At 63.9% G+C, this 18,400-nt stretch carries 16 protein-coding genes; 8 read left to right on the plus strand and 8 right to left on the minus strand.

The features are described 5' to 3' along the window. Positions 1-102: 102 nt before the first annotated feature. A complete protein-coding gene (gene rnd, locus CT676_RS21335; protein ID WP_063983660.1) occupies positions 103-1,272 on the minus strand; it encodes a ribonuclease D in 1,170 nt (389 codons plus the stop codon). A gap of 353 nt (positions 1,273-1,625) precedes the next feature. Continuing rightward, complete coding sequence (locus CT676_RS21340; RefSeq protein ID WP_135215305.1) at positions 1,626-2,525, minus strand: LysR family transcriptional regulator; 900 nt, start codon at positions 2,523-2,525, stop codon at positions 1,626-1,628. Positions 2,526-2,628: 103 nt separating this feature from the next. Between CT676_RS21340 and CT676_RS21345 the strand changes: the two genes are divergently transcribed. Then, positions 2,629-3,618, plus strand: a complete 990-nt coding sequence (locus tag CT676_RS21345) for a zinc-dependent alcohol dehydrogenase family protein (protein WP_135215306.1) — start codon at positions 2,629-2,631, stop codon at positions 3,616-3,618. A 32-nt stretch (positions 3,619-3,650) separates the two neighbouring features. Here the strand turns inward: CT676_RS21345 and CT676_RS21350 are convergent, their stop codons facing one another. Continuing rightward, on the minus strand, positions 3,651-4,385 hold the full coding sequence (locus tag CT676_RS21350; RefSeq protein ID WP_205124606.1) for a FadR/GntR family transcriptional regulator: 735 nt from the start codon (positions 4,383-4,385) through the stop codon (positions 3,651-3,653). 192 nt (positions 4,386-4,577) lie between these two features. Between CT676_RS21350 and CT676_RS21355 the strand changes: the two genes are divergently transcribed. The 4 genes from CT676_RS21355 to CT676_RS21370 all read left to right on the plus strand — a co-directional run bounded on the left by CT676_RS21355 (position 4,578) and on the right by CT676_RS21370 (position 8,576). Next, positions 4,578-5,717 carry an extracellular solute-binding protein gene (locus CT676_RS21355; RefSeq protein WP_135215307.1) on the plus strand — a complete coding sequence of 380 codons (1,140 nt, stop codon included), beginning with the start codon at positions 4,578-4,580 and terminating at the stop codon, positions 5,715-5,717. 66 nt (positions 5,718-5,783) lie between these two features. Then, a complete protein-coding gene (locus CT676_RS21360) occupies positions 5,784-6,848 on the plus strand; it encodes an ABC transporter ATP-binding protein (protein ID WP_135215308.1) in 1,065 nt (354 codons plus the stop codon). An 11-nt stretch (positions 6,849-6,859) separates the two neighbouring features. Continuing rightward, positions 6,860-7,744: a sugar ABC transporter permease gene (locus CT676_RS21365; protein WP_028147781.1), complete on the plus strand. Its 885-nt coding sequence runs from the start codon at positions 6,860-6,862 to the stop codon at positions 7,742-7,744. 10 nt (positions 7,745-7,754) lie between these two features. Then, complete coding sequence (locus tag CT676_RS21370) at positions 7,755-8,576, plus strand: ABC transporter permease subunit (protein ID WP_135215309.1); 822 nt, start codon at positions 7,755-7,757, stop codon at positions 8,574-8,576. 75 nt (positions 8,577-8,651) lie between these two features. On the opposite strand, the gene CT676_RS21375 is transcribed toward CT676_RS21370, so the two are convergent. The 4 genes from CT676_RS21375 to CT676_RS21390 are packed head-to-tail and all read right to left on the minus strand — an operon-like array spanning position 8,652 to position 12,664. Next, entirely contained in the window at positions 8,652-9,983 is a 1,332-nt protein-coding gene (locus CT676_RS21375; protein WP_135215310.1) for an ABC transporter substrate-binding protein, read from the minus strand. A gap of 11 nt (positions 9,984-9,994) precedes the next feature. Further along, positions 9,995-10,864, minus strand: a complete 870-nt coding sequence (locus CT676_RS21380) for a carbohydrate ABC transporter permease (protein WP_135215311.1) — start codon at positions 10,862-10,864, stop codon at positions 9,995-9,997. Further along, complete coding sequence (locus CT676_RS21385; RefSeq protein WP_167768106.1) at positions 10,861-11,811, minus strand: sugar ABC transporter permease; 951 nt, start codon at positions 11,809-11,811, stop codon at positions 10,861-10,863. Before CT676_RS21385 ends, CT676_RS21380 begins: the two co-directional genes overlap by 4 nt. A gap of 1 nt (position 11,812) precedes the next feature. Beyond that, complete coding sequence (locus CT676_RS21390; RefSeq protein ID WP_135215313.1) at positions 11,813-12,664, minus strand: phosphodiesterase; 852 nt, start codon at positions 12,662-12,664, stop codon at positions 11,813-11,815. Positions 12,665-12,924: 260 nt separating this feature from the next. On the opposite strand from CT676_RS21390, the gene CT676_RS21395 reads away from it, so the two are divergent. Further along, positions 12,925-13,935 carry a M23 family metallopeptidase gene (locus tag CT676_RS21395; protein WP_135215314.1) on the plus strand — a complete coding sequence of 337 codons (1,011 nt, stop codon included), beginning with the start codon at positions 12,925-12,927 and terminating at the stop codon, positions 13,933-13,935. Positions 13,936-14,010: 75 nt separating this feature from the next. Beyond that, positions 14,011-14,544, plus strand: coding sequence for a transposase (locus CT676_RS21400; protein WP_135215315.1), 534 nt, complete (start codon positions 14,011-14,013; stop codon positions 14,542-14,544). Between the two features lie 120 nt (positions 14,545-14,664). Here CT676_RS21400 and CT676_RS21405 read toward each other — a convergent pair whose 3' ends face one another. Further along, the gene (locus CT676_RS21405; protein WP_135215316.1) at positions 14,665-16,143 is read right to left on the minus strand and encodes a YdiU family protein; all 1,479 of its coding nucleotides are present in this window, start codon (positions 16,141-16,143) and stop codon (positions 14,665-14,667) included. Positions 16,144-16,340: 197 nt separating this feature from the next. Here CT676_RS21405 and aspS point away from each other — a divergent pair, with 197 nt between their 5' ends. Next, positions 16,341-18,113, plus strand: coding sequence for an aspartate--tRNA ligase (gene aspS / locus CT676_RS21410; RefSeq protein WP_135215317.1), 1,773 nt, complete (start codon positions 16,341-16,343; stop codon positions 18,111-18,113). The last annotated feature ends 287 nt before the right edge of the window (positions 18,114-18,400 follow it).

Here is an 18,400-nt window from a genome sequence, read left to right on the forward strand (position 1 = left end):
ACCGTCACCCTGAGGTGCTCGCCTCTTCGGCGAGCCTCGAAGGGCGACGGCCGACTGGCCGCAGCGGGGGCCGCTCATCCTTCGAGGCTCACGCCTCGCGCCTCAGGATGACGGTTTAACCGGCTCCACCCGTTGGACCCCGATCACGCGGCCTTTCTCGATCGCGAGCGCCAGCTCGCCGCGCTTGAGCTTCAAGGCGGCGTCGCCGAACAACTCGCGGCGCCAGCCGCGCAAGGCCGGCACGTCGGCCTCGTCGTCCGCTGCGATCTCTTCGAGATCGTCGACAGTGGCGATCACCTTGCTGGCGACCGCGTGGCGCTCCGCGGTCATGCGCAGCAGCACCTTCAACAGCTCGACGATGGCGGCGCCATTGTTGTTGTTGCGCGGCTTCTCCAGCTTCGGCAGCGTCGCAAAGTCCCGCGCCAGCCCGCGCTCGACCGCGGCGACGATGTCCGCGCCCCATTTGGATTTCTCGAACCCCTTCGGCACCGAGCGCAGATGGGCGAGCTTCTCCAGCGTGTTCGGCGCGTGGGTCGCGATGTCGCTGATGGCTTCATCACGCAGCACGCGGCCGCGCGGCACGTCGCGGCTCTGCGCTTCCTGCTCGCGCCAGGCCGCGACCTCCATCAGGACCGCGAGGTCCTTAGGCTTGCGGACTCGCGTCTTCAGCCGCTCCCAGGCGCGCTCGGGGTGGAAGTCGTAAGTGCGGGGCGAGGTCAAAACCTCCATCTCGATGGAGACCCACTCGCTGCGGCGCCGCTTCTTGAGGTCGGCATCGAGCGCGGCGAACACGTCGCGCAGGTGCGTGACGTCGGACACCGCGTAATGCATCTGCTCTTTGGTCAGCGGCCGGCGCGACCAGTCGGTGAAGCGGTGGGTCTTGTCCGGGCGGTGGCCCGTGACCTTCTCGACCAGCGCGTCATAGGCGATGCTGTCGCCATAGCCGAGCACCATGGCCGCGACCTGGGTGTCGAACACCGGGTGCGGGATGATGTTGGCCTGGTGCCAGATGATCTCGATGTCCTGCCGGGCGGCATGGAATACCTTCAGCACGCCCTCGTTGCCCATCAGGTCGAAGAACGGCTTGAGGTCGATGCCCTCGGCCAGGGTGTCGATGACGATCGCTTCCTCGGGGCTGGCCATCTGCACCACGCACAGCAGCGGGTAGTAGGTGGTTTCGCGCAGGAACTCGGTATCGACTGTAATAACGGGGTGCTTGGCCAGCCGGCTGCAGGCAGCCGCGAGGTCAGCAGTGGTGGTAATCAAATCCATGAACGGCCCATGACACTTGGTATCAGCCGTTCTGCCGAAAGCGCTGTGATGTCAAGGGGCTCTAAGCGAATTCGAGCCTTGCATCGGGCTGGAATCGTCTCTTTCCGACGAAATTCCTATTCGTAACGGATCCGGTGCGAGGATTTGCGCGCGCAGGGCAGCGCCACCACGACCACGCACATGGCGACCAGCGCCAGCCCCAGGAACTCGAAAACCAACAGATCCACGGCGAAATCTCCAGAAACATTGATAGATTTGTCGGGGGTACGTTGAGGGTCTGTTAATGCTCGTGGTTACCGGTCGCACGGCAAGCCGGATGGTGGACAGGGGGTTAACGGGGGCGGGCTCGACCATCACCCCATGAGCTTCGGCAAGGCGGCAGCGAGCGCGTCCACGGCGGCACGGACTTTGGGCGGAATCCGGGGCGAACGGGGCCACAGCGCGTGGCAGTCGTAGAGGAATTCGGGCTGGCCTTCGAACAGGCCGACCAGCGCGCCGCTGTTGAGACGCTCGCGGACCAGCCAATAAGGCAGCCAGGCGAGCCCCATGCCCTGTGCGGCGGCGTCCGCGATCGCCTCGAGATCGTCGAGCCTCAGCCGGCCTGAAGGCATGATCTCGCGTGCCGGCTGGTCGGCTTGCGGAAACAGCCATGGCCGGACGCGTCCAGAGCGGCGATAAATGATCGCCTGATGCGCGGCGAGATCGTCGAGCGATTTCGGTTTGCCGTTGGCGCGCAAATAGGACCGCGCGCCACACACCACCATGCGCTGACTTGCGATGCGCCGCGTGATCAGACCGGACTGGTCGTCGAGATCGCCGGTCCGGATCGCAAGATCGTAACCGGCCTCGATGATGTCAGCGATCGGATCGCCGAAGGAGAGGTCGAGCTCGAGATGCGGATACTTTCGCGCGAGCTTCATCAACAGAGGGGCGATGCAGTGCCGTCCGAGCAGGGCAGGCATGGTCACGCGCAGTTTTCCACGCGGCTCGGAGAGTTCATCGGCCACGGCGGCATCGGCGGCTTCGGCCTCGCTCAGCACCGTGCGGCAGCGCTCGTAATAGGCCTGGCCAGCCTCGGTCAGGCTCTGGCGCCGCGTGGTGCGGTTGAGGAGGCGGACGCCGAGGCGTTCTTCGAGGAAGCGCACATGCTTGCCGACCATCGGCCCCGACATCTCCAGGGCGTCGGCCGCGGCCGCGAACGAGCCGAGATCGACGGCCCGGACGAATACGCCCATGCTGGTCAGGCGGTCCATGATTGAAAACTCCTGGTTTCGACTGTTCGCGTATTCGGGCCATTTATCCACTTCGGTGGGATCGGCATAGCTCCATTCAGTTCAACTGTTTTGGAGTGTATCCATGACCCGCGTCGTTCGCTTTCACCGGCATGGCGGTCCCGAAGTGCTGCGCATCGAGACGGTCGACGTTCCACCGCCAGCGAAGGGCGAGGTGCAGATCCGGGTCAGGGCGCTCGGTCTCAACCGTGCGGAGGCCCTGTTGCGGACGGGCAGCTATATCGAGACCGCGACATTTCCGTCCGGCCTTGGCCTGGAGGCGGCGGGCATCATCGAGGCCGTCGGCGCAGGCGTGGCCGGCTTTGCACCGGGCGATGCGGTCAGCATCGTGCCGCCGCTGTCGATGGTGCGATGGCCGGCCTATGCCGAGCTCGCGACGTTTCCGGCCGAGCTCGTCGTGAAGCATCCGCCCGAGCTTGGCTTCGAGGCGGCGGCCGCGGTGTGGATGCAGTATCTGACGGCCTACGGCGCGCTGGTCGATATCGCCGGAGTTGGGCGAGGGGACGTCGTCGCCATCACGGCGGCATCGAGCAGTGTCGGGCTTGCCGCCATCCAGATCGCGAACCGGATCGGCGCTGTCCCGGTCGCCCTGACGCGGACCTCGACCAAGCGGCGCGCCTTGCGCGAGGCCGGCGCCGCCCACGTGATCGCCTCGGACGAGGAGGACATCGGAGCGAGGCTCGCGGAGATTGCCGGTGCAAGCGGCGTCCGCGTGGTGTTTGACGCCGTCGGCGGTCCCGCATTCGAGCAGCTGACTGCGGCGATGTCACCGGGCGGTATCCTGATCGAGTATGGCGGGCTGAGCTCCGCGCCGACGCCGTTCCCGCTCTTCAACGTGTTGACCAAGAGCCTGGTCCTGCGCGGCTACCTCGTGCACGAGATCATCCGCGATCCCGTGCGCCTTGCGAAAGCAAAGGCGTTCATCCTCGACGGGCTGTCGGACGGCAGCTTGAAGCCGGTGATCGCCAGAACGTTCCCGTTCGAGGAGATCGTTGAGGCGCATCGCTTCCTGGAGTCGAACAATCAGTTCGGCAAGATCGTTGTGACGATCTAACCGCGCGCGGCGCGTGGCTCACGTCGCGGCGATCAGCCCCCCTCGAATATTCTCTTGCGGGCATTTTCGACATGTGTGCGCATGGCGCGGCGGGCGCCGTCCTCGTCTTGTGCCTCGATGGCCTCGAACACGCGGCGATGCTCCTGCTGCCCCCTGAGAATGCGGCCGCGCGGCTGAATGAGCGACAGGTTGCGGTTGAGATTGACGCCAATGGCGATCTGCTCCCTCAACGACGTCAGCGTCTCGACAAAGAACCGGTTGCCGCTCGCCTCCGCAATCGTGCGGTGGAAGAGGAGATCTTCCTCGACACCAAGGCCGCCCTCGCGCCCTTGGGCGACCATCGTATCCAGCCTGGTCAGCACCTGCTGAATGCGGCGCAGGCTTTGCCGGTCCCGGTTGCGTGCGGCGAGAGCCGCGGCATCGCCCTCGACGGCCATCCGGAACACGAAGCAGCGCTGGATGTCGGGGATGCTGCTGACGGGCGCGAAGTCGAAGGCATTGGCGGCTGGGCGCCGCGTCACGAACCAGCCCGCGCCCTGGCGTGATGCAATCAGCCCGTCGTCGCGCAATCGCGTCAGCGCCTCGCGAACGACGGGCCGTGAAACGCCGAGGAGTTCGGCAAGGCCATTCTCGGGCGGTAGCCGGCAGTTCACGGGAAGGATGCCGATCGCGATCTGACCCAGCACATGGTCATAGATCCGGTCGCTCAATCGTCCCGTCGAGGAGGAGAGCGGCAGTTCCGCGGATTTTATCGCAGGCTTTCTCAAGTCCGGCTCCGCCTGGTTTTGCGTTTCGCTTCCAAACAAGTTTTTGACATCTCACTTCGTACACGAGGCGCTTGGCCGCAGCTTGAAACAGCTACAGAACAGACCGCTTGACAACCAGCAAGAATTTCGTCGATGCTCGCCTTACAAATAAATAACAAGTTGCGCAAAAAATAAAGCGCTTGGGAGGCGAGAATGAAACCGAGGTCAGCAACCCCAATGGTCGCCGCCCTGCTGGGGGCGTGTCTTTGCAGCGGAGCCCTGGCCGCTCCGATCAGTCTTTCGATCATCGATACCGGCGGCGACCTGGCCTCGGTGCAGACCATCATCGAGAACTACAAGAAGGCGAATCCGGACAAGGTCAGCGAGATCAAGATCCAGCGCGCGCCCGCGCCGGAGCTTCCGGCCAAGATCAAGGCGCAGCAGGATGCCGGACGCCTCGATATCAATCTGGTGCTGACCGGGCAGGATGGCGGCGCGCTGCTGGCCCAGAACGGCCAGCTCATCGCCATCCCCGATTATCAGAAAAACTTTCCGCGCGACGGCCTCACCGATGCGGGCAAGGCGCTTTACGACGAGGGCAAGGGCGTCCTCATTCCGTCAGTCGGCAATGCCGGTGGACCGGTCCTGATCTACAATCCGGCGAAGGTGCCGAGCCCGCCGAAGACCGCGCAGGAATTGCTGACCTGGGTGAAGGCGAACCCGGGCAAATTCATGTATGCGCGTCCGGCGAACAGCGGGCCGGGCCGCGCGATCCTCCAGGGCTTTGCCTTCATTCTTGGGGACTCCAAGCCGCTCGACCCCGAAAAGGGCTGGGACAAGAGCTGGGATTTCCTGAAAGAGCTCGGCAAGTCCGTCGAATATTATCCGACCGGTACCGCGATCACGTTGAAGGAGTTCGCCCAGGGGCAGCGCTGGATGATCGCCGGAATCATGGAATGGGACATGAAGCCGCGCGCGCAGAGCGTGATCCCGCCGGACTCGAAGATCGCAATTCTGGAGAACACCACGCTCGTGGTGGACGGTCACTATTGGTGCATCCCGAAGGGCGTGCCGCAAGAACAGGTCGATGTCATCGTCGATCTCATGAAGTTCATGTGGAAGCCGGAGCAGCAGGCGCTCACCTGGAAGGCCTTCATCGGGCCGGTCGTGAAGGCCGCAGCCCTGGCATCGGCGCCCAAGGATATCCAGGACGAGGTCAAGGAGTTCTGGCGTCCTGAATATGATCAGATCGGGACCAAATGGAAGGTATCGCCTCCGCTGGGCGTGACCGAGCTGAGCTACGCGATGGAACGGTGGGACCGTGAGGTCGGCGCCGATCAGGTCAAGAAATAACAAGAACCGGGACCAAGATGCGAGGGCGCGCAGGTGCGGCCCTCGCGCGCGTATGCGGGGCGGGGAATGGCCGACTCTATCGATAAGCTGCAGATGTCGATCACCAAGCGTTATGGCGGCAAGGTGGTGCTCGACCACTTTCCGCTGGAGGTCGGCGGCCGCGAGTTCGTCACCTTCCTGGGGCCGAGCGGGTGCGGAAAGTCCACGGCACTCGGCATCATCGCAGGCCTAGTGCCGCCGAGCGAAGGCGAGATCCATCTCAACGGACGACGGATTGACGATGTCTCGCCCGAAAAGCGCGGGTTCGGCATGGTGTTCCAGAACTACGCGCTGTTTCCGCATCTGACTGTGTTCGGCAATGTCGCCTTCGGCCTCTCTCTCCAGAAGCGGCCGTCTGCGGAAATCGAGCAGCGCGTGCGGGACATGCTCGGTCTGGTGCGTCTTGCCGGTTATGAAGACCGCTATCCCGGTCAGCTCTCGGGCGGACAGCAGCAGCGTGTCGCCATTGCGCGGGCTCTTGTGCTGCACCCCCGGTTGATGCTGTTCGACGAGCCGTTGTCCAACCTCGACGCAAAGCTCCGCGTCGAGATGCGCGCCGAGATCAAGCAGCTGCACGCACAGCTCGGCCTGACCTCCATCTACGTCACCCACGACCAGGCCGAAGCTCTCTCGCTCTCCGACCGCATCGTCGTGCTGCGTGAAGGTGTGCTCATGCAAGTCGGGACGCCGCAGGAAATCCACGACCGTCCCAAGAACGTCTTCGTGGCGGATTTCATGGGCTTTCGAAATTTCCTCGATGTGACGCTCGGCAAGGAAGCGGGCGGTATGATCGAAGCCGGTTTCAAGGGGCAAATCCTGCAGGCCAGGGCCAGGGATAGCTTCGGCCCGGGCGAGCACGCCGTTCTGGCGATCCGGCCGGAAGATGTGCGTCTTGGCAAGTCTGCTGACGGCGTCAACGTGCTGCGCGGCAAGGTCGAGCTGGTCGAATATCTCGGACGCGAGCAGGAGGCCGAGATCGCGCTCGATGGCGGCGCACGCCTCTGGGTCCGCTCGCACGAGAAGCTCGTATTGGGCGAGACGCTGGATCTGACCTTGCCGGCGGACAAATTCGTCCTGCTGCGTCGCGAGTGAGGGGACAGATCGTGGCTCGCATCCGCTCTGATTCTCGCAGCGAACTGGACCTCGTCGCGATCCTCTGCCTTGCGCCGTCGCTGCTCTACGTGCTCGCGATGTTCGTCTACCCGTTCCTCTACGGGATCTACATCAGCCTGCAGCCGAAGAAGCGCGACGCCGGGATATTCTCGAACTATGTCGCGTTCTTCAACGACGCCTACCAGTACAATACGATCAAGACGACCTTCATGTTGGCATTGCCGACGACGGTCGCGGTCGTGTTGGTTGCGCTGTTCCTCGCATACGGCATGCGGCGTGGCATCTGGTTCGAGCGCACCATCACGACCATTCTCGTGCTTCCGATCTCGCTCGGTGTCGTCTTCCTGTCGGAAGGGATCCTCGGCTTCTACGGCCACAATGGCTGGCTCAACCAGTTGCTGCTCGCGGTCGGATTGATCCAGAACCCGCTCGAGCTGACGCATAATTCGATCGGCGTCATCTTCTCGCTGTTCATGCAGAACTTTCCGTTCTGCTTCCTGATGTTGCTCGGTTACATCTCCGGCATCGACCCGAGCCTGGAAAGCTCCGCACGCATGCTGGGCGCCGGGCCCTGGACCATCTTCCGGCGTGTCATGTTCCCGTTGATCGCACCGGGCTTGATCATCGCGTTTGCCCTCGTCTTCGTGATGAGCTTTGCCGTGTTTCCATCCGCGGTGATGGTTGGCCAGCCGGCCGGTTCGACGCGGACGATCTCGATCGCGGCCTACCAGCAGGCCTTCGAGCAATATGACATGTCCTACGCATCCGCGATCGCGGTCATCATGGGGCTCTGCCAGCTCGCGGCGCTGGTGGTCATCGTGCTGGTGCGCCGCCGGATGACGATTGCAACAACCATGGGCGTCGGCAAACGCTGAGGGGGCGCCAATGCGCGGACGGATGTGGAAATTGGCGATCTACCTGTTCCTGCTGGGGTTCATCCTGAACCTGCTCGGCATCGTGACGCATGTCGTGGTCAGCTCGTTCGCCAAACGCTGGTTCGGCAAGCCGTTGCCGCCGGCGTTCACGACGGATTGGTTTACCTACGCCTGGCGGGAGTTCGAGCTCTCCCACGTTCTCTTCATCACGCTGTTCATCGCGCTGGCCGTGGTCTTCATCGCGCTCGTGATCGGATTTCCGGCGGCCTACGTGCTGGCGCGGCGGAATTTCAACGCCAAGCCGGTCCTGCTGCTGCTCTACTTTTTGCCGCTGCTGATCCCGCAGATGACCTACGGCATTCCGCTTGCCACGACGCTTTATGGGTTTGGTGTCGGCGGGACGGTCATCGGCGTCATTCTCGCCGTGCTCGTCCCCATGGTTCCTCTTGCCGTCTTCATCCTGTTGCCGTTCTTCGAGCAGATCAGCTTGAACCTTGAATGGTCGGCCCAGATGCTCGGCGCGAGCTGGCTGCAGATATTCCGCCGCATCCTGTTGCCGCTGATGCTGCCCGGCATTTTGACAGCGGGCCTGCTGGTTCTCGTAAATACGATCTCGAACTTCGAGCTGGCGTTTCTGCTTGCGGGCGGGGGATCGCAGACCCTGATCGTGGCGCTGTATTACAACGTCTTTGCTGGCGGTGTGCGGCCGGTCTATTCGATCGATGCGATGGCTGTCATCTATATGTGCACCGTCATGGCCGTGCTGCTGGTTGCATTGCGGTTCGTGCGTCCGACGCAGATGGTGTTCAGGCTCGACGGCAGGCGCAACTGATGCGATCATGGCCCCTGAAATGATTTCGGCGCCCCACACCGTGGAGCGCCGAGCTTGTTTGGCTGATCGTTGGCCTTACGGCAGCTTCAGCGAGGTCTCTGCGTTGTACGGCTTCAGCGTCTCGTCGGCGGCCTTCTGGGCGGCGACCAGCGCTTCCTTCGGCTGCTTCTTGCCGTTGAGGACCAGCATGACCTCGTCCTCCAGCGTCTTGCGGACCGGCACGGTCTTGTAGGTCGCGAACCAGGGTTTTGCGACGTCGAGCTGCTCGACGGCGATCTTGGCGTCCGGGTTCTTGTTGAGGAAGTCGACCATGTCAGGCGTCTTGTAGGCGGCCATGTTGGGCGCGAAATAGCCGGTGGCGCGGCTCCACCAGGCGCTCTTCTCGGGCGAGGTCATCCACTTGATCAGGGTCCAGGCGGCCTTCTGCTTGTCGGCTTCGAGACCGGCCGGAACGATCAGCGAGGCGCCGCCGATCGGCACGGCGTTGCGGACGTTGCGCGGGATGAACGCGACCTTGTAGTTGAACTTGGCGTTGTCGCGCACATAGGTCAGCGAGCCCGTCGAGAGCATCATCATCGCGGCATTGCCGGAGATGAAGGAGGTGCTGACGGCCGGGCCGGGCGTGGCGCCCGGGGCGTGGACCTTGTGCTTGTAGACGAGGTCGTTCCACCAGGTCAGCGCGCCCAGCATCGAGGGCGTGTCGTAATAGACTTCGCCGCCGAATTCCTCGTTGTAGTAGCGCCCGCCATTGGTCATGGTGAGCGTTTCCATCATCCAGCCGCAATAGTCATAGGCGCAGGGGATCGCGATGCCCCATTGGGTCACCTTGTCGCCCTCGCGCTTGGTGAGCTTCTTGGCCCAGTCGGTGAGCTCGGCCCAGGTCTGCGGCGGCTTGCTCGGATCAAGGCCGGCTTCCTTGGCCTTGTCGGCGTTGATGTAGAGCAGCGGCGTCGAATTGTGGAACGGCACGCCGTAGACCGAGCGGTCGATCACCGCGTTGCCCTGCAGCGCCGGGAAGAACTGGCCCAAGAACTTTTCCTTGGTGGAGCCGTCGGCGGCGATCAGGCTGTCGAGATTGGTGAGCTCGTTCTCGATCTGCATGTCGAGCAGGAAGTTCGCGGACATGATCACGGCGGCCGGCGGCTTGCCGGCCTTGATGGCCGCGCGCGTCTTGATCAGCGTGTCGTCATAGGAGCCGGTGTAGACCGCGGTCGCCTTGATGGCGGGATGGGTCTCGTTGAACTCCTTGATCAAGGTGCCCATGTCGCGGGCGAGCTTGCCGTCGACGGGAACGGGGAAGAACAGGTCGATCTCGGTCGGACCTTCGGCCATTGCCGGGAAGGCGAGGGCGCCTGCCATAGAGCCTGCCATGGCGAGGCCAAGCATGAGCCTGCGGGTAAACAGCATCGAAAAATCTCCTATTTGATGCCTGAGGTGACGAAAGAGCTGATGAAGCGTTTCTGGAAGATCAGGAAGGTGATGAGCAGCGGCGCGATCACCATCAGCGTGCCGGCGGCAATCGTGCCCCAGGCCTGCGTGCCTTCGGCGGTCGCGGTGAAGACGGACAGACCGACCGTGAGCGGCCGCTTGTCCGGCGAATTGATCACCATCAGCGGCCACAGGAAGTCGTTCCAGTGGCTGGTGACGGAGATGATGGCGAAGGCCGAGAAGCTCGGCATCGACAGCGGCACGTAGATGTGGCGGATGCGCTGGAGAAGGCTGGCGCCGTCGATCAGGGCGGCGTCTTCCAGCTCGGTCGGAATGGCTTCAAAAGCCTGCCGCATCAGGAAGGTGCCGAAGGCCGAGGCGAAGAACGGCATCATCACGCCGGCGAGCGTGTCGTAGAGCCCGAGCTGCGCCACCAGGCTCAAATTCGGCACGATCAGCAGCACCGGCACCAGCATCAGCTGCATCAGGAACAAATAGAAGATCAGCGTCTTGCCGGCGAATTCGAGCCGCGCAAAGGCAAAGCCCGCCAGCGTGATCGTGACGAACTGCACCAGCAGAATGCCGGTGCAGATGATCGTGGTGTTGAGGGTGTAGCGCGGGAAATCGCCGATCTCCCAGGCATCCCTGACATTGTCGAGGGTCGGCTTCAGGCTCGGCATCAGCTCGGCCATCACGTTGATGCCGTCGGACGCCGGGCGCAGCGTCGCCACGCCCATCCACAGGAACGGGATCAGCCAGACGATGGCGAGCAAGATCGTCAACACGAAGCCGAGCTTGGGCGTGATCTCGCGGCGGGTGGCGAGCGGGGCATCCTTGAGCAGGCGGTCGATCAGCGTCATGGCCCGCCCTCGCGGTTTGCCATCGTCCGGAAGGAGAGCGCGGTGAGGCCCATCAGCGCCGCAAGCGTCAGCAGTGTCGCTGCCGAGGCCTTGCCGATGTCGTAATGCTCGACCGCCTGCTGGTAGATGTAGAACAGCACAAGATTGGTCGAGTTGGACGGCCCGCCCTTGGTCATGACGAAGACGTGGTCGACCTGCGTGACCGCGTTGAGCGTGGCGATGACAATGACGAACAGGAAGGTCGGCTTGAGCTCGGGCAGGATGATGTAGCGCAGCCGCATGAACGGGCCGGCGCCATCGAGATGCGCGGCTTCCATGACATCCTCGGGCACGGCCTGGAGGCCAGCGAGGAAGAACAGCATGTAGTAGCCGGCGTTCTTCCAGATGGTGATCACCATGATCGCATAGAGCGCGATGTCGGGGTCGCCGAGCCAGTTCGGCACCACCGGAAGCAGGCGGCCGATGTAGTAGTCGAGCAGGCCGACATTGGGCAGGAAGATGAACAGGAACAGCGCGGAGGCCGCGACCATCGGGATCAGCACCGGCAGGAACAGCGCCGCGCGCAGCGCGCTGCTCACCGCATTGGTGCGCGACAGCGCCAGCGCGAACAGCAGTGCAAGTCCGATGCTCGGGATCGCCGTGCCGATGGCGTAGACGAGATTGTTGACGACCGCGCCGGTGAAGGCGGGATCGGCAAGCACGGCACTGACATTGTCGAGGCCGACGAAGCGGACCGGTGCCTTCGGCGTCGCGCGCTGGTAGAGCGCGTCGATCAGCACGCGGCCCATCGCGCCATAGGTGAACAGTGCGAGGAAGACCAGTGATGGCAGAAGCAACAGATAGGCAGGCAGCGAGGCGTTGAAGCGGCCTACAAACCGCTTCAGGACGTGCAGACGCGGTGCCGCCGAAGTCGCGACCGGGAGAGCCGCGGGTTCAGCGAGGCTCATCTCATCGCGCCGGGAAATTGAGCGCATAGTCGCGGTCGTTCATTCCCGTCGGTGCGGCGAATGGAAAGCGCAGACTGGTGTCGAGGAAGTCGTGGCTGTGCACGACCAGGTTCTCGCTGTCGATGAGCACCACGCCATAGGCCGGCGGCTCATGGCTGGCGAGATGGTCGGTCGCGGCAGCGTCGAGCTCGAACCAGACCTGGTGGTTGGTGCCGCGGAGCGTCGAGAACGGGATCTTGCCGTAGCTGCCGAAGATCGGCCGGTGCACGTGGCCGAAGAAGAGGTGGCGGATGCGTGCGCGATAGGGCGCGATCACCTCGGCGAATTCGGCGCTCTGCGCCAGTGCGATCTCGTCCATCGCGTGGACGCCGACCGGGAAGGGCGGATGATGCATGAAGACGACGAACGGCATGTCGGCGGGCGCTGCGGCCAGCGTGCTCGCGAGCCAGCCGAGGCGCTTGGCGCACATCTCGCCGGCGTGGCTGGTCTCGTCCAGCGTGTCGAGGAAGACGAACAGGCCGTGCTCGGTGGTGCGGGTGCCCTGGACGAAGCCGTTCGGGTCGCGCGGCGCGGCCTTCAGGCCGTCGAGGCAGGCCACGCGCTTGTCGTGATTGCCGACCATGGCGATATAAGGGATTTTCAGCGCGCCCATCGCCTCGGCGAAATTGATGTAGGATTCAGGCTCGCCCCAATGGGTGAGGTCGCCGGTCACGACTGCGAAGGCAGCGTCGGACTGGTGCTTGTTGATGTTGGCAACCGCCGCGTCCAGCCGGGCGCGCGGATCGAGGCCATAGAGCTTCAGTCCGGGGTTCGCGAGATGCGTGTCGGTGATGTGGATGAATTTGAAGGGCATGGCGCGTCAGGACTGTTGGAGGATGGGCGCCTCCGGCAGGACGTCCCTGATAGGCCGTTAGAGTGCCAGTGTTTCAGTTTGATGACAGCGGTTCCTGCGGCGCGTGGAAGATGTGGACATGCTTGGGACGACCGGGCGAGCGTACTCTGGGGCCGAATGACCTCTCACGATTGAGGCGCAAGATGCGGTCTACCTTGCCGCGAAGATGCGGTCGTGGTTTGCTCATGCTGCTCACCGAATTTGCATCACGAGACCTCCGAATGTTGCCGCCGCGTGGCCTCCCCAAGCTGGGTTTGCTTGCCGTCTCCCTGCTGCTTGTCGTCCTCTCCGCCGTCCCCGATGCGGCGCGCGCCGAATTCAATTTCGCCCGTTACAAGGAGACCGATCTCGACGAGTTCCTGGCACGGCGGCGACCGGCCACCGGCCTCGACGTCTACCCGATGTCGCCGCTGAAGCTCGACGTCACGCTGGCCTCCCACGGCGAGCCGTGCGCAAGCGGCGCGCTCAAGCGATCGCTGATCATGAGCGGCATGCCCAAGACCGACGCCGACGCCTTGCAGGAGACCAACTGCATCACGGTCCGCTCCGCCAAGGGGCGCGAGCTCAAGGTCTTCATCCAGGATGTGGTCTACGGCTTCTTGCCGGCGGAGGTGCCGGTCGGGGACAAGCTCTCGCTCTATGCGATCCATGCCTTCACGTCCCCCGAAGGGCCGGGGCTGCTGGTCAATGAATTCCTCACCCCACGCAGCTTTCCGCGCGCCGACAAGCCGGCAGACAAGACGATGACCTCCTGTGGATGCTGGACCCAGGACGAGCATCCCGGCGTCGATTTCACCTCCGACAAGGCAGGCGGTCCGGTGGCGGCGATGGCGGACGGCGTCGTCGTCAAGATCGAGACCAGCGAGCAGGCGCCGGCCGACCTGCCCGTGATCGGCGGTTGCGGCCGCTATGTCGTGCTCAAGCACACCTATCCCAACGGCGGCGTCATCTACACGCGCTACGTCCAGCTTGGCCGCATTGTCGGGCCGAAGGGAGAGGCGCTTGCGGTGGGCGCGAGCGTCAAGGCAAAGGACACGATCGGCGAGATCGACCCGAACAAGGTGCTGCATTTCGAGATCCGCCCCGTCGCGCCCGGAACGACGACGACGAACAAGGCCTGGGCCGAGCGGTATGCCAACGTGCCCGACATGGAGTGGTCCCGCTACGATCCCGTCGATCCGCAGAAGTTCGACGCGGCGTCGTTCGGCGGGATCAGGAAGGCGACGAAGTAAGAAGGTGCGTAGGGTGGATTAGCCGAAGGCGTAATCCACCACTGTGAGCCAACTTCAAGTTGTGTTATCGGTGATATGTCCGACTACCGCCGCGCATTCATCCCCGGAGGGGGCTGGTTCTTCACCGTGAACCTGCTCGATCGGCGGAAAGCTCTTTTGACCCACCACATCGAAATCTTACGGGACGCGGTCGCCGCAACGCGCCGGAGCCATCCTTTCGAGATCGATGCTTTCGTAGTTTTACCGGATCATCTCCACGCGATCTGGAAGCTGCCACCGGACGATGCCAATTTTTCGGTCCGCTGGAGGCTGATCAAGACGCGATTTGCCAAAGCACTCCCAGCGAATGAGCGGCTGAGCGTTGTCCGTGCGGCGCGGAACGAACGCGGCATCTGGCAACGCCGGTTCTGGGAGCATCTGATCCGTGACGAGGCCGACTACGCCCGCCACGTCGAATATTGCTATTACAATCCCGTCAAGCACGGTCATGTCTCGAAGGTTTGCGATTGGCGGTACTCGTCATTTCACCGCGATGTGCGGGCTGGATTATTTCCCGAGGATTCGGGCGGTGACGCCAAGATCGCGGGCGAATTCGGTGAGCGGGCGTGACGATCGCGTTTGCTCGTAGGGTGGATTAGCGAAGCGTAATCCACCTCTGTACTCTCGTCTGGTTGAGAGAAGCGGTGGATTACGCCTTCGGCTAATCCACCCTACGCACCGAGTTTGTTGCTATGTCCCGCAGAACGTCTGCAGCACTCGCTGGTCCGGCAGCGGCGGATCGGCGTAGGCGGCATAGTCCGGCTGCTCCTCGAACGGCTTGGCCAGCACCTTCACCAGCTCTTCGAACGGCGCGTAGTCGTCGTTGTTCACCGCGGCCTGGATCACGGCCTCGACGCGGTGGTTGCGCGGGATGAAGATCGGGTTGACGGCGTGCATGGCGGCCTGCCGCTCGGCTGCGGCCTGCGGCTCCAGCGCGGTGCGCTCGCGCCAGCGTCTGGCCCAGTCGTCGAGGGCTGAGGGGTCCATGAACTGCGCGCGGACGTCGGCAGCGGCGGCCTCGTCGCCTGCGGCGTCACCGAGCTTGCGGAAGGTGAGGGTGAAGTCGGCCTGGTTCTTGGCCATGGCGTCCAGCAGGTCCTGGATCAGCGCCTCGTCGCCGTCGCGTTCCGTGAACAGGCCGACCTTCTTACGCAGGCCTGCTTGATAGGCGGTGCTGAACGTCTCGGAGAAAGCGCCGAGAATGTCCTGGGCTTCCGCGACCGCCTTCTCCTGATCGTCGGAGAACAGCGGCAGCAGGCATTCGGCGAGCCGGGTCAGATTCCACAGCGCGATGCGCGGCTGGTTGGCATAGGCATAGCGGCCCATCTCGTCGATCGACGAAAACACCTGCGCGGGGTTGTAGGCATCCATGAAGGCGCAGGGGCCGTAATCGATGGTCTCGCCCGAGATCGAAGAGTTGTCGGTGTTCATCACGCCGTGGATGAAGCCGACCAGCAACCAGCGCGCGATGAGATCGGCCTGACGCGCGACGACGCCGGCGAGCAGGGCGTGATAGGGGCGCTCTGCATGGAGCAGATCCGGATAGTGGCGGGCGATGACGTGGTCGGCGAGCCGGCGGATCGCGCCGGTGTCGCGGCGGACGGCGAAGAACTGGAAGGTGCCGACGCGGATGTGGCTCGCGGCGACGCGCGTCAGCACAGCGCCGGGCAGCGCGGTCTCGCGGATGACGTGCTCGCCGGTGACGACCGCGGCGAGCGAGCGCGTGGTCGGGATGCCGAGCGCAAACATGGCTTCGCTGACGATGTATTCACGCAGCACCGGACCCAACGCAGCACGGCCGTCGCCGCGGCGGGAGAACGGGGTGGGACCCGAGCCCTTGAGCTGGATGTCGCGGCGGATGCCGTCTCTGTCGATGACCTCGCCGAGCAGGATCGCTCGGCCGTCGCCGAGCTGGGGCACGAATTGCCCGAACTGGTGGCCGGCATAGGCCATGGCGATTGGGTCGGCGCCAGCGGGAACCGTTTTCCCGGCCAGGATTTCGGCACCCTCAGGGGTCTCTAGCAGGTCAGGGTCGAGCCCGAGCTGGACCGCCAGCGGCCGGTTCAGCTTGATCAGCCGGGGGGCGGCCACAGGGGTCGGCGCGACCCGGGCAAAGAAGCTGTCCGGCAGTGCCGAATACGAGTTCTGGAAGGGGAAATGGACGGTCATGGAGGTAAAGATAGGCGGGGAACGCCTGATGGCAAAGGCTTGAGGCCCAATCGGCCAAAAATGGGCGCTTCGGCCCCAAAACAGCCCGTTCCCTTGGTTGCCGCCTCCGGCCTCGTCGGGTAAACCCTGCCGCAACTTCGGACCGGTCGTTTCAGGCCGTCCGATTCGACCCCTCCGACATTGATTTTGGGACGACCATGCATCGCTACCGGTCACATACATGCGGCGCGCTCCGCGAGAGCAACATCGGCGAAACAGTTCGCCTCTCGGGCTGGGTCCATCGCGTTCGCGACCATGGCGGCGTGCTGTTCATCGACCTGCGCGACCATTACGGCCTGACCCAGTGCGTGGTCGATCCGGACTCGCCGGCGTTCGCGCTGGCCGAAAAGCTCCGGTCGGAATTCGTGGTCAAGATGGACGGCAAGGTCCGCCGCCGCCCCGAGGGGACCGACAATGACGATCTGCCGACCGGCAAGATCGAGATCTATGTCAGCGAGATTGAGGTGCTCGGTCCGGCCGGCGACCTGCCGCTGCCGGTGTTCGGCGATCAGGAATACCCTGAGGACATCCGCCTGAAGTACCGCTTCCTCGATTTGCGCCGCGAGAAGCTGCACCAGAACATCATGACGCGCGTCGAAATCATCAAGTCGATGCGTCGGCGCATGGAGGGGCAGGGGTTCTTCGAGTTCAACACCCCGATCCTGACTGCGTCCTCGCCGGAAGGCGCGCGCGACTTCCTGGTGCCCTCGCGCATCCATCCCGGCAAGTTCTATGCGCTGCCGCAGGCGCCGCAGCAGTACAAGCAGCTGCTGATGATGTCGGGCTTCGACCGCTATTTCCAGATCGCGCCCTGCTTCCGCGACGAGGACCCGCGCGCCGACCGTCTGCCGGGCGAGTTCTACCAGCTCGACGTCGAGATGAGCTTTGTCACGCAGGAGGACGTGTTCGCGGCGATGGAGCCCGTGATCACCGGCGTGTTCGAGGAGTTCGCCAAGGGCAAGCCGGTGAGCAAGAACTGGCGCCGTATCCCGTTCGCCGAAGCGCTACGCAAATACGGCAGCGACAAGCCGGACCTGCGCAACCCGATCGAGATGCAGGACGTCTCCGAGCATTTCCGCGGCTCCGGCTTCAAGGTCTTTGCGCGCATGCTCGAAGACCCCAAGAACCAGGTCTGGGCGATCCCGGCGCCGGGCGGTGGCAGCCGCGCGTTCTGCGACCGCATGAACTCGTGGGCGCAGGGTGAAGGCCAACCCGGTCTCGGCTACATCATGTGGCGCGAGGGCGGCGAGGGCGCGGGTCCGCTCGCGAACAACATTGGGCCAGAGCGTACGGCTGCGATCCGCGCGCAGATCGGCGTCAAGGAAGGCGATGCCGCCTTCTTCGTCGCCGGCGACCCCGACAAGTTCTGGAAATTCTCAGGTCTTGCCCGCAACAAGGTCGGCGAGGAATTGAACCTCACCGACAAGGAGCGGTTCGAGCTCGCCTGGATCGTCGACTTCCCGATGTACGAGTACAACGAGGACGACAAGAAAGTCGACTTCTCGCACAACCCGTTCTCGATGCCGCAGGGCGGTCTCGACGCGTTGAAGGGCCAGGACCCGCTGACCATCAAGGCGTTCCAGTACGACATCACCTGCAACGGCTACGAGATCGCCTCGGGCGGCATCCGCAACCACGTGCCGGAAGCGATGGTGAAGGCGTTCGAGATCGCGGGTTACGGCGAGCAGGAAGTGGTCGACCGCTTCGGCGGCATGTACCGCGCCTTCCAATACGGCGCGCCGCCGCATGGCGGCATGGCCGCGGGCGTCGACCGCATCGTGATGCTTCTGTGCGGCACCAATAATCTGCGCGAGATCTCGCTTTTCCCGATGAACCAGCAGGCCATGGATCTGCTGATGGGCGCGCCGTCGGAGCCCAGCACCAAGCAGCTCCGCGAGCTGCATGTGCGGGTGAATCTGCCGCAGAAGTGATCTGAGCCGGTTTTCGGTCCCGTACCCCGGACGCAGCGCAGCGCGACTTCGGCGGTGCGCTGCGGAGCCGGGGCCCACGTCTCGGCGAGCAGCGGCGCTTCTGGGTCCCTGTGTCTTGGAAGCCTGTCATGATGGAGTGGGCGGGAAGCCGTTGGGTCCTTGGCGCTTGACGCCGTGATCCGGCCCGGTCTCCCGCCCGTTCCATCTATCAACCTGAACAGTTGCACGAGGCTGCGGCAACAGACCTCGCATCACAGGGACAGGCACCGTGATCATACCCCTTCGTT

Origin of the sequence: Bradyrhizobium sp. MOS001 (assembly GCF_004634465.1) — a bacterium.
In the GTDB taxonomy this organism is placed as follows: Bacteria; Pseudomonadota; Alphaproteobacteria; order Rhizobiales; family Xanthobacteraceae; genus Bradyrhizobium; species Bradyrhizobium barranii.

Coding starts and splice junctions, on each gene's coding strand:
- CT676_RS21375 (WP_135215310.1), bottom strand. CDS start 9,983: ATGCTGTTTACCCGCAGGCTCATGCTTGGCCTCGCCATGGCAGGCTCT.
- CT676_RS21380 (WP_135215311.1), bottom strand. CDS start 10,864: ATGACGCTGATCGACCGCCTGCTCAAGGATGCCCCGCTCGCCACCCGC.
- CT676_RS21355 (WP_135215307.1), top strand. CDS start 4,578: ATGAAACCGAGGTCAGCAACCCCAATGGTCGCCGCCCTGCTGGGGGCG.
- CT676_RS21395 (WP_135215314.1), top strand. CDS start 12,925: ATGTTGCCGCCGCGTGGCCTCCCCAAGCTGGGTTTGCTTGCCGTCTCC.
- CT676_RS21340 (WP_135215305.1), bottom strand. CDS start 2,525: ATGGACCGCCTGACCAGCATGGGCGTATTCGTCCGGGCCGTCGATCTC.
- CT676_RS21405 (WP_135215316.1), bottom strand. CDS start 16,143: ATGACCGTCCATTTCCCCTTCCAGAACTCGTATTCGGCACTGCCGGAC.
- rnd (WP_063983660.1), bottom strand. CDS start 1,272: ATGGATTTGATTACCACCACTGCTGACCTCGCGGCTGCCTGCAGCCGG.
- CT676_RS21390 (WP_135215313.1), bottom strand. CDS start 12,664: ATGCCCTTCAAATTCATCCACATCACCGACACGCATCTCGCGAACCCC.
- CT676_RS21360 (WP_135215308.1), top strand. CDS start 5,784: ATGGCCGACTCTATCGATAAGCTGCAGATGTCGATCACCAAGCGTTAT.
- aspS (WP_135215317.1), top strand. CDS start 16,341: ATGCATCGCTACCGGTCACATACATGCGGCGCGCTCCGCGAGAGCAAC.
- CT676_RS21345 (WP_135215306.1), top strand. CDS start 2,629: ATGACCCGCGTCGTTCGCTTTCACCGGCATGGCGGTCCCGAAGTGCTG.
- CT676_RS21385 (WP_167768106.1), bottom strand. CDS start 11,811: ATGAGCCTCGCTGAACCCGCGGCTCTCCCGGTCGCGACTTCGGCGGCA.
- CT676_RS21400 (WP_135215315.1), top strand. CDS start 14,011: ATGTCCGACTACCGCCGCGCATTCATCCCCGGAGGGGGCTGGTTCTTC.
- CT676_RS21370 (WP_135215309.1), top strand. CDS start 7,755: ATGCGCGGACGGATGTGGAAATTGGCGATCTACCTGTTCCTGCTGGGG.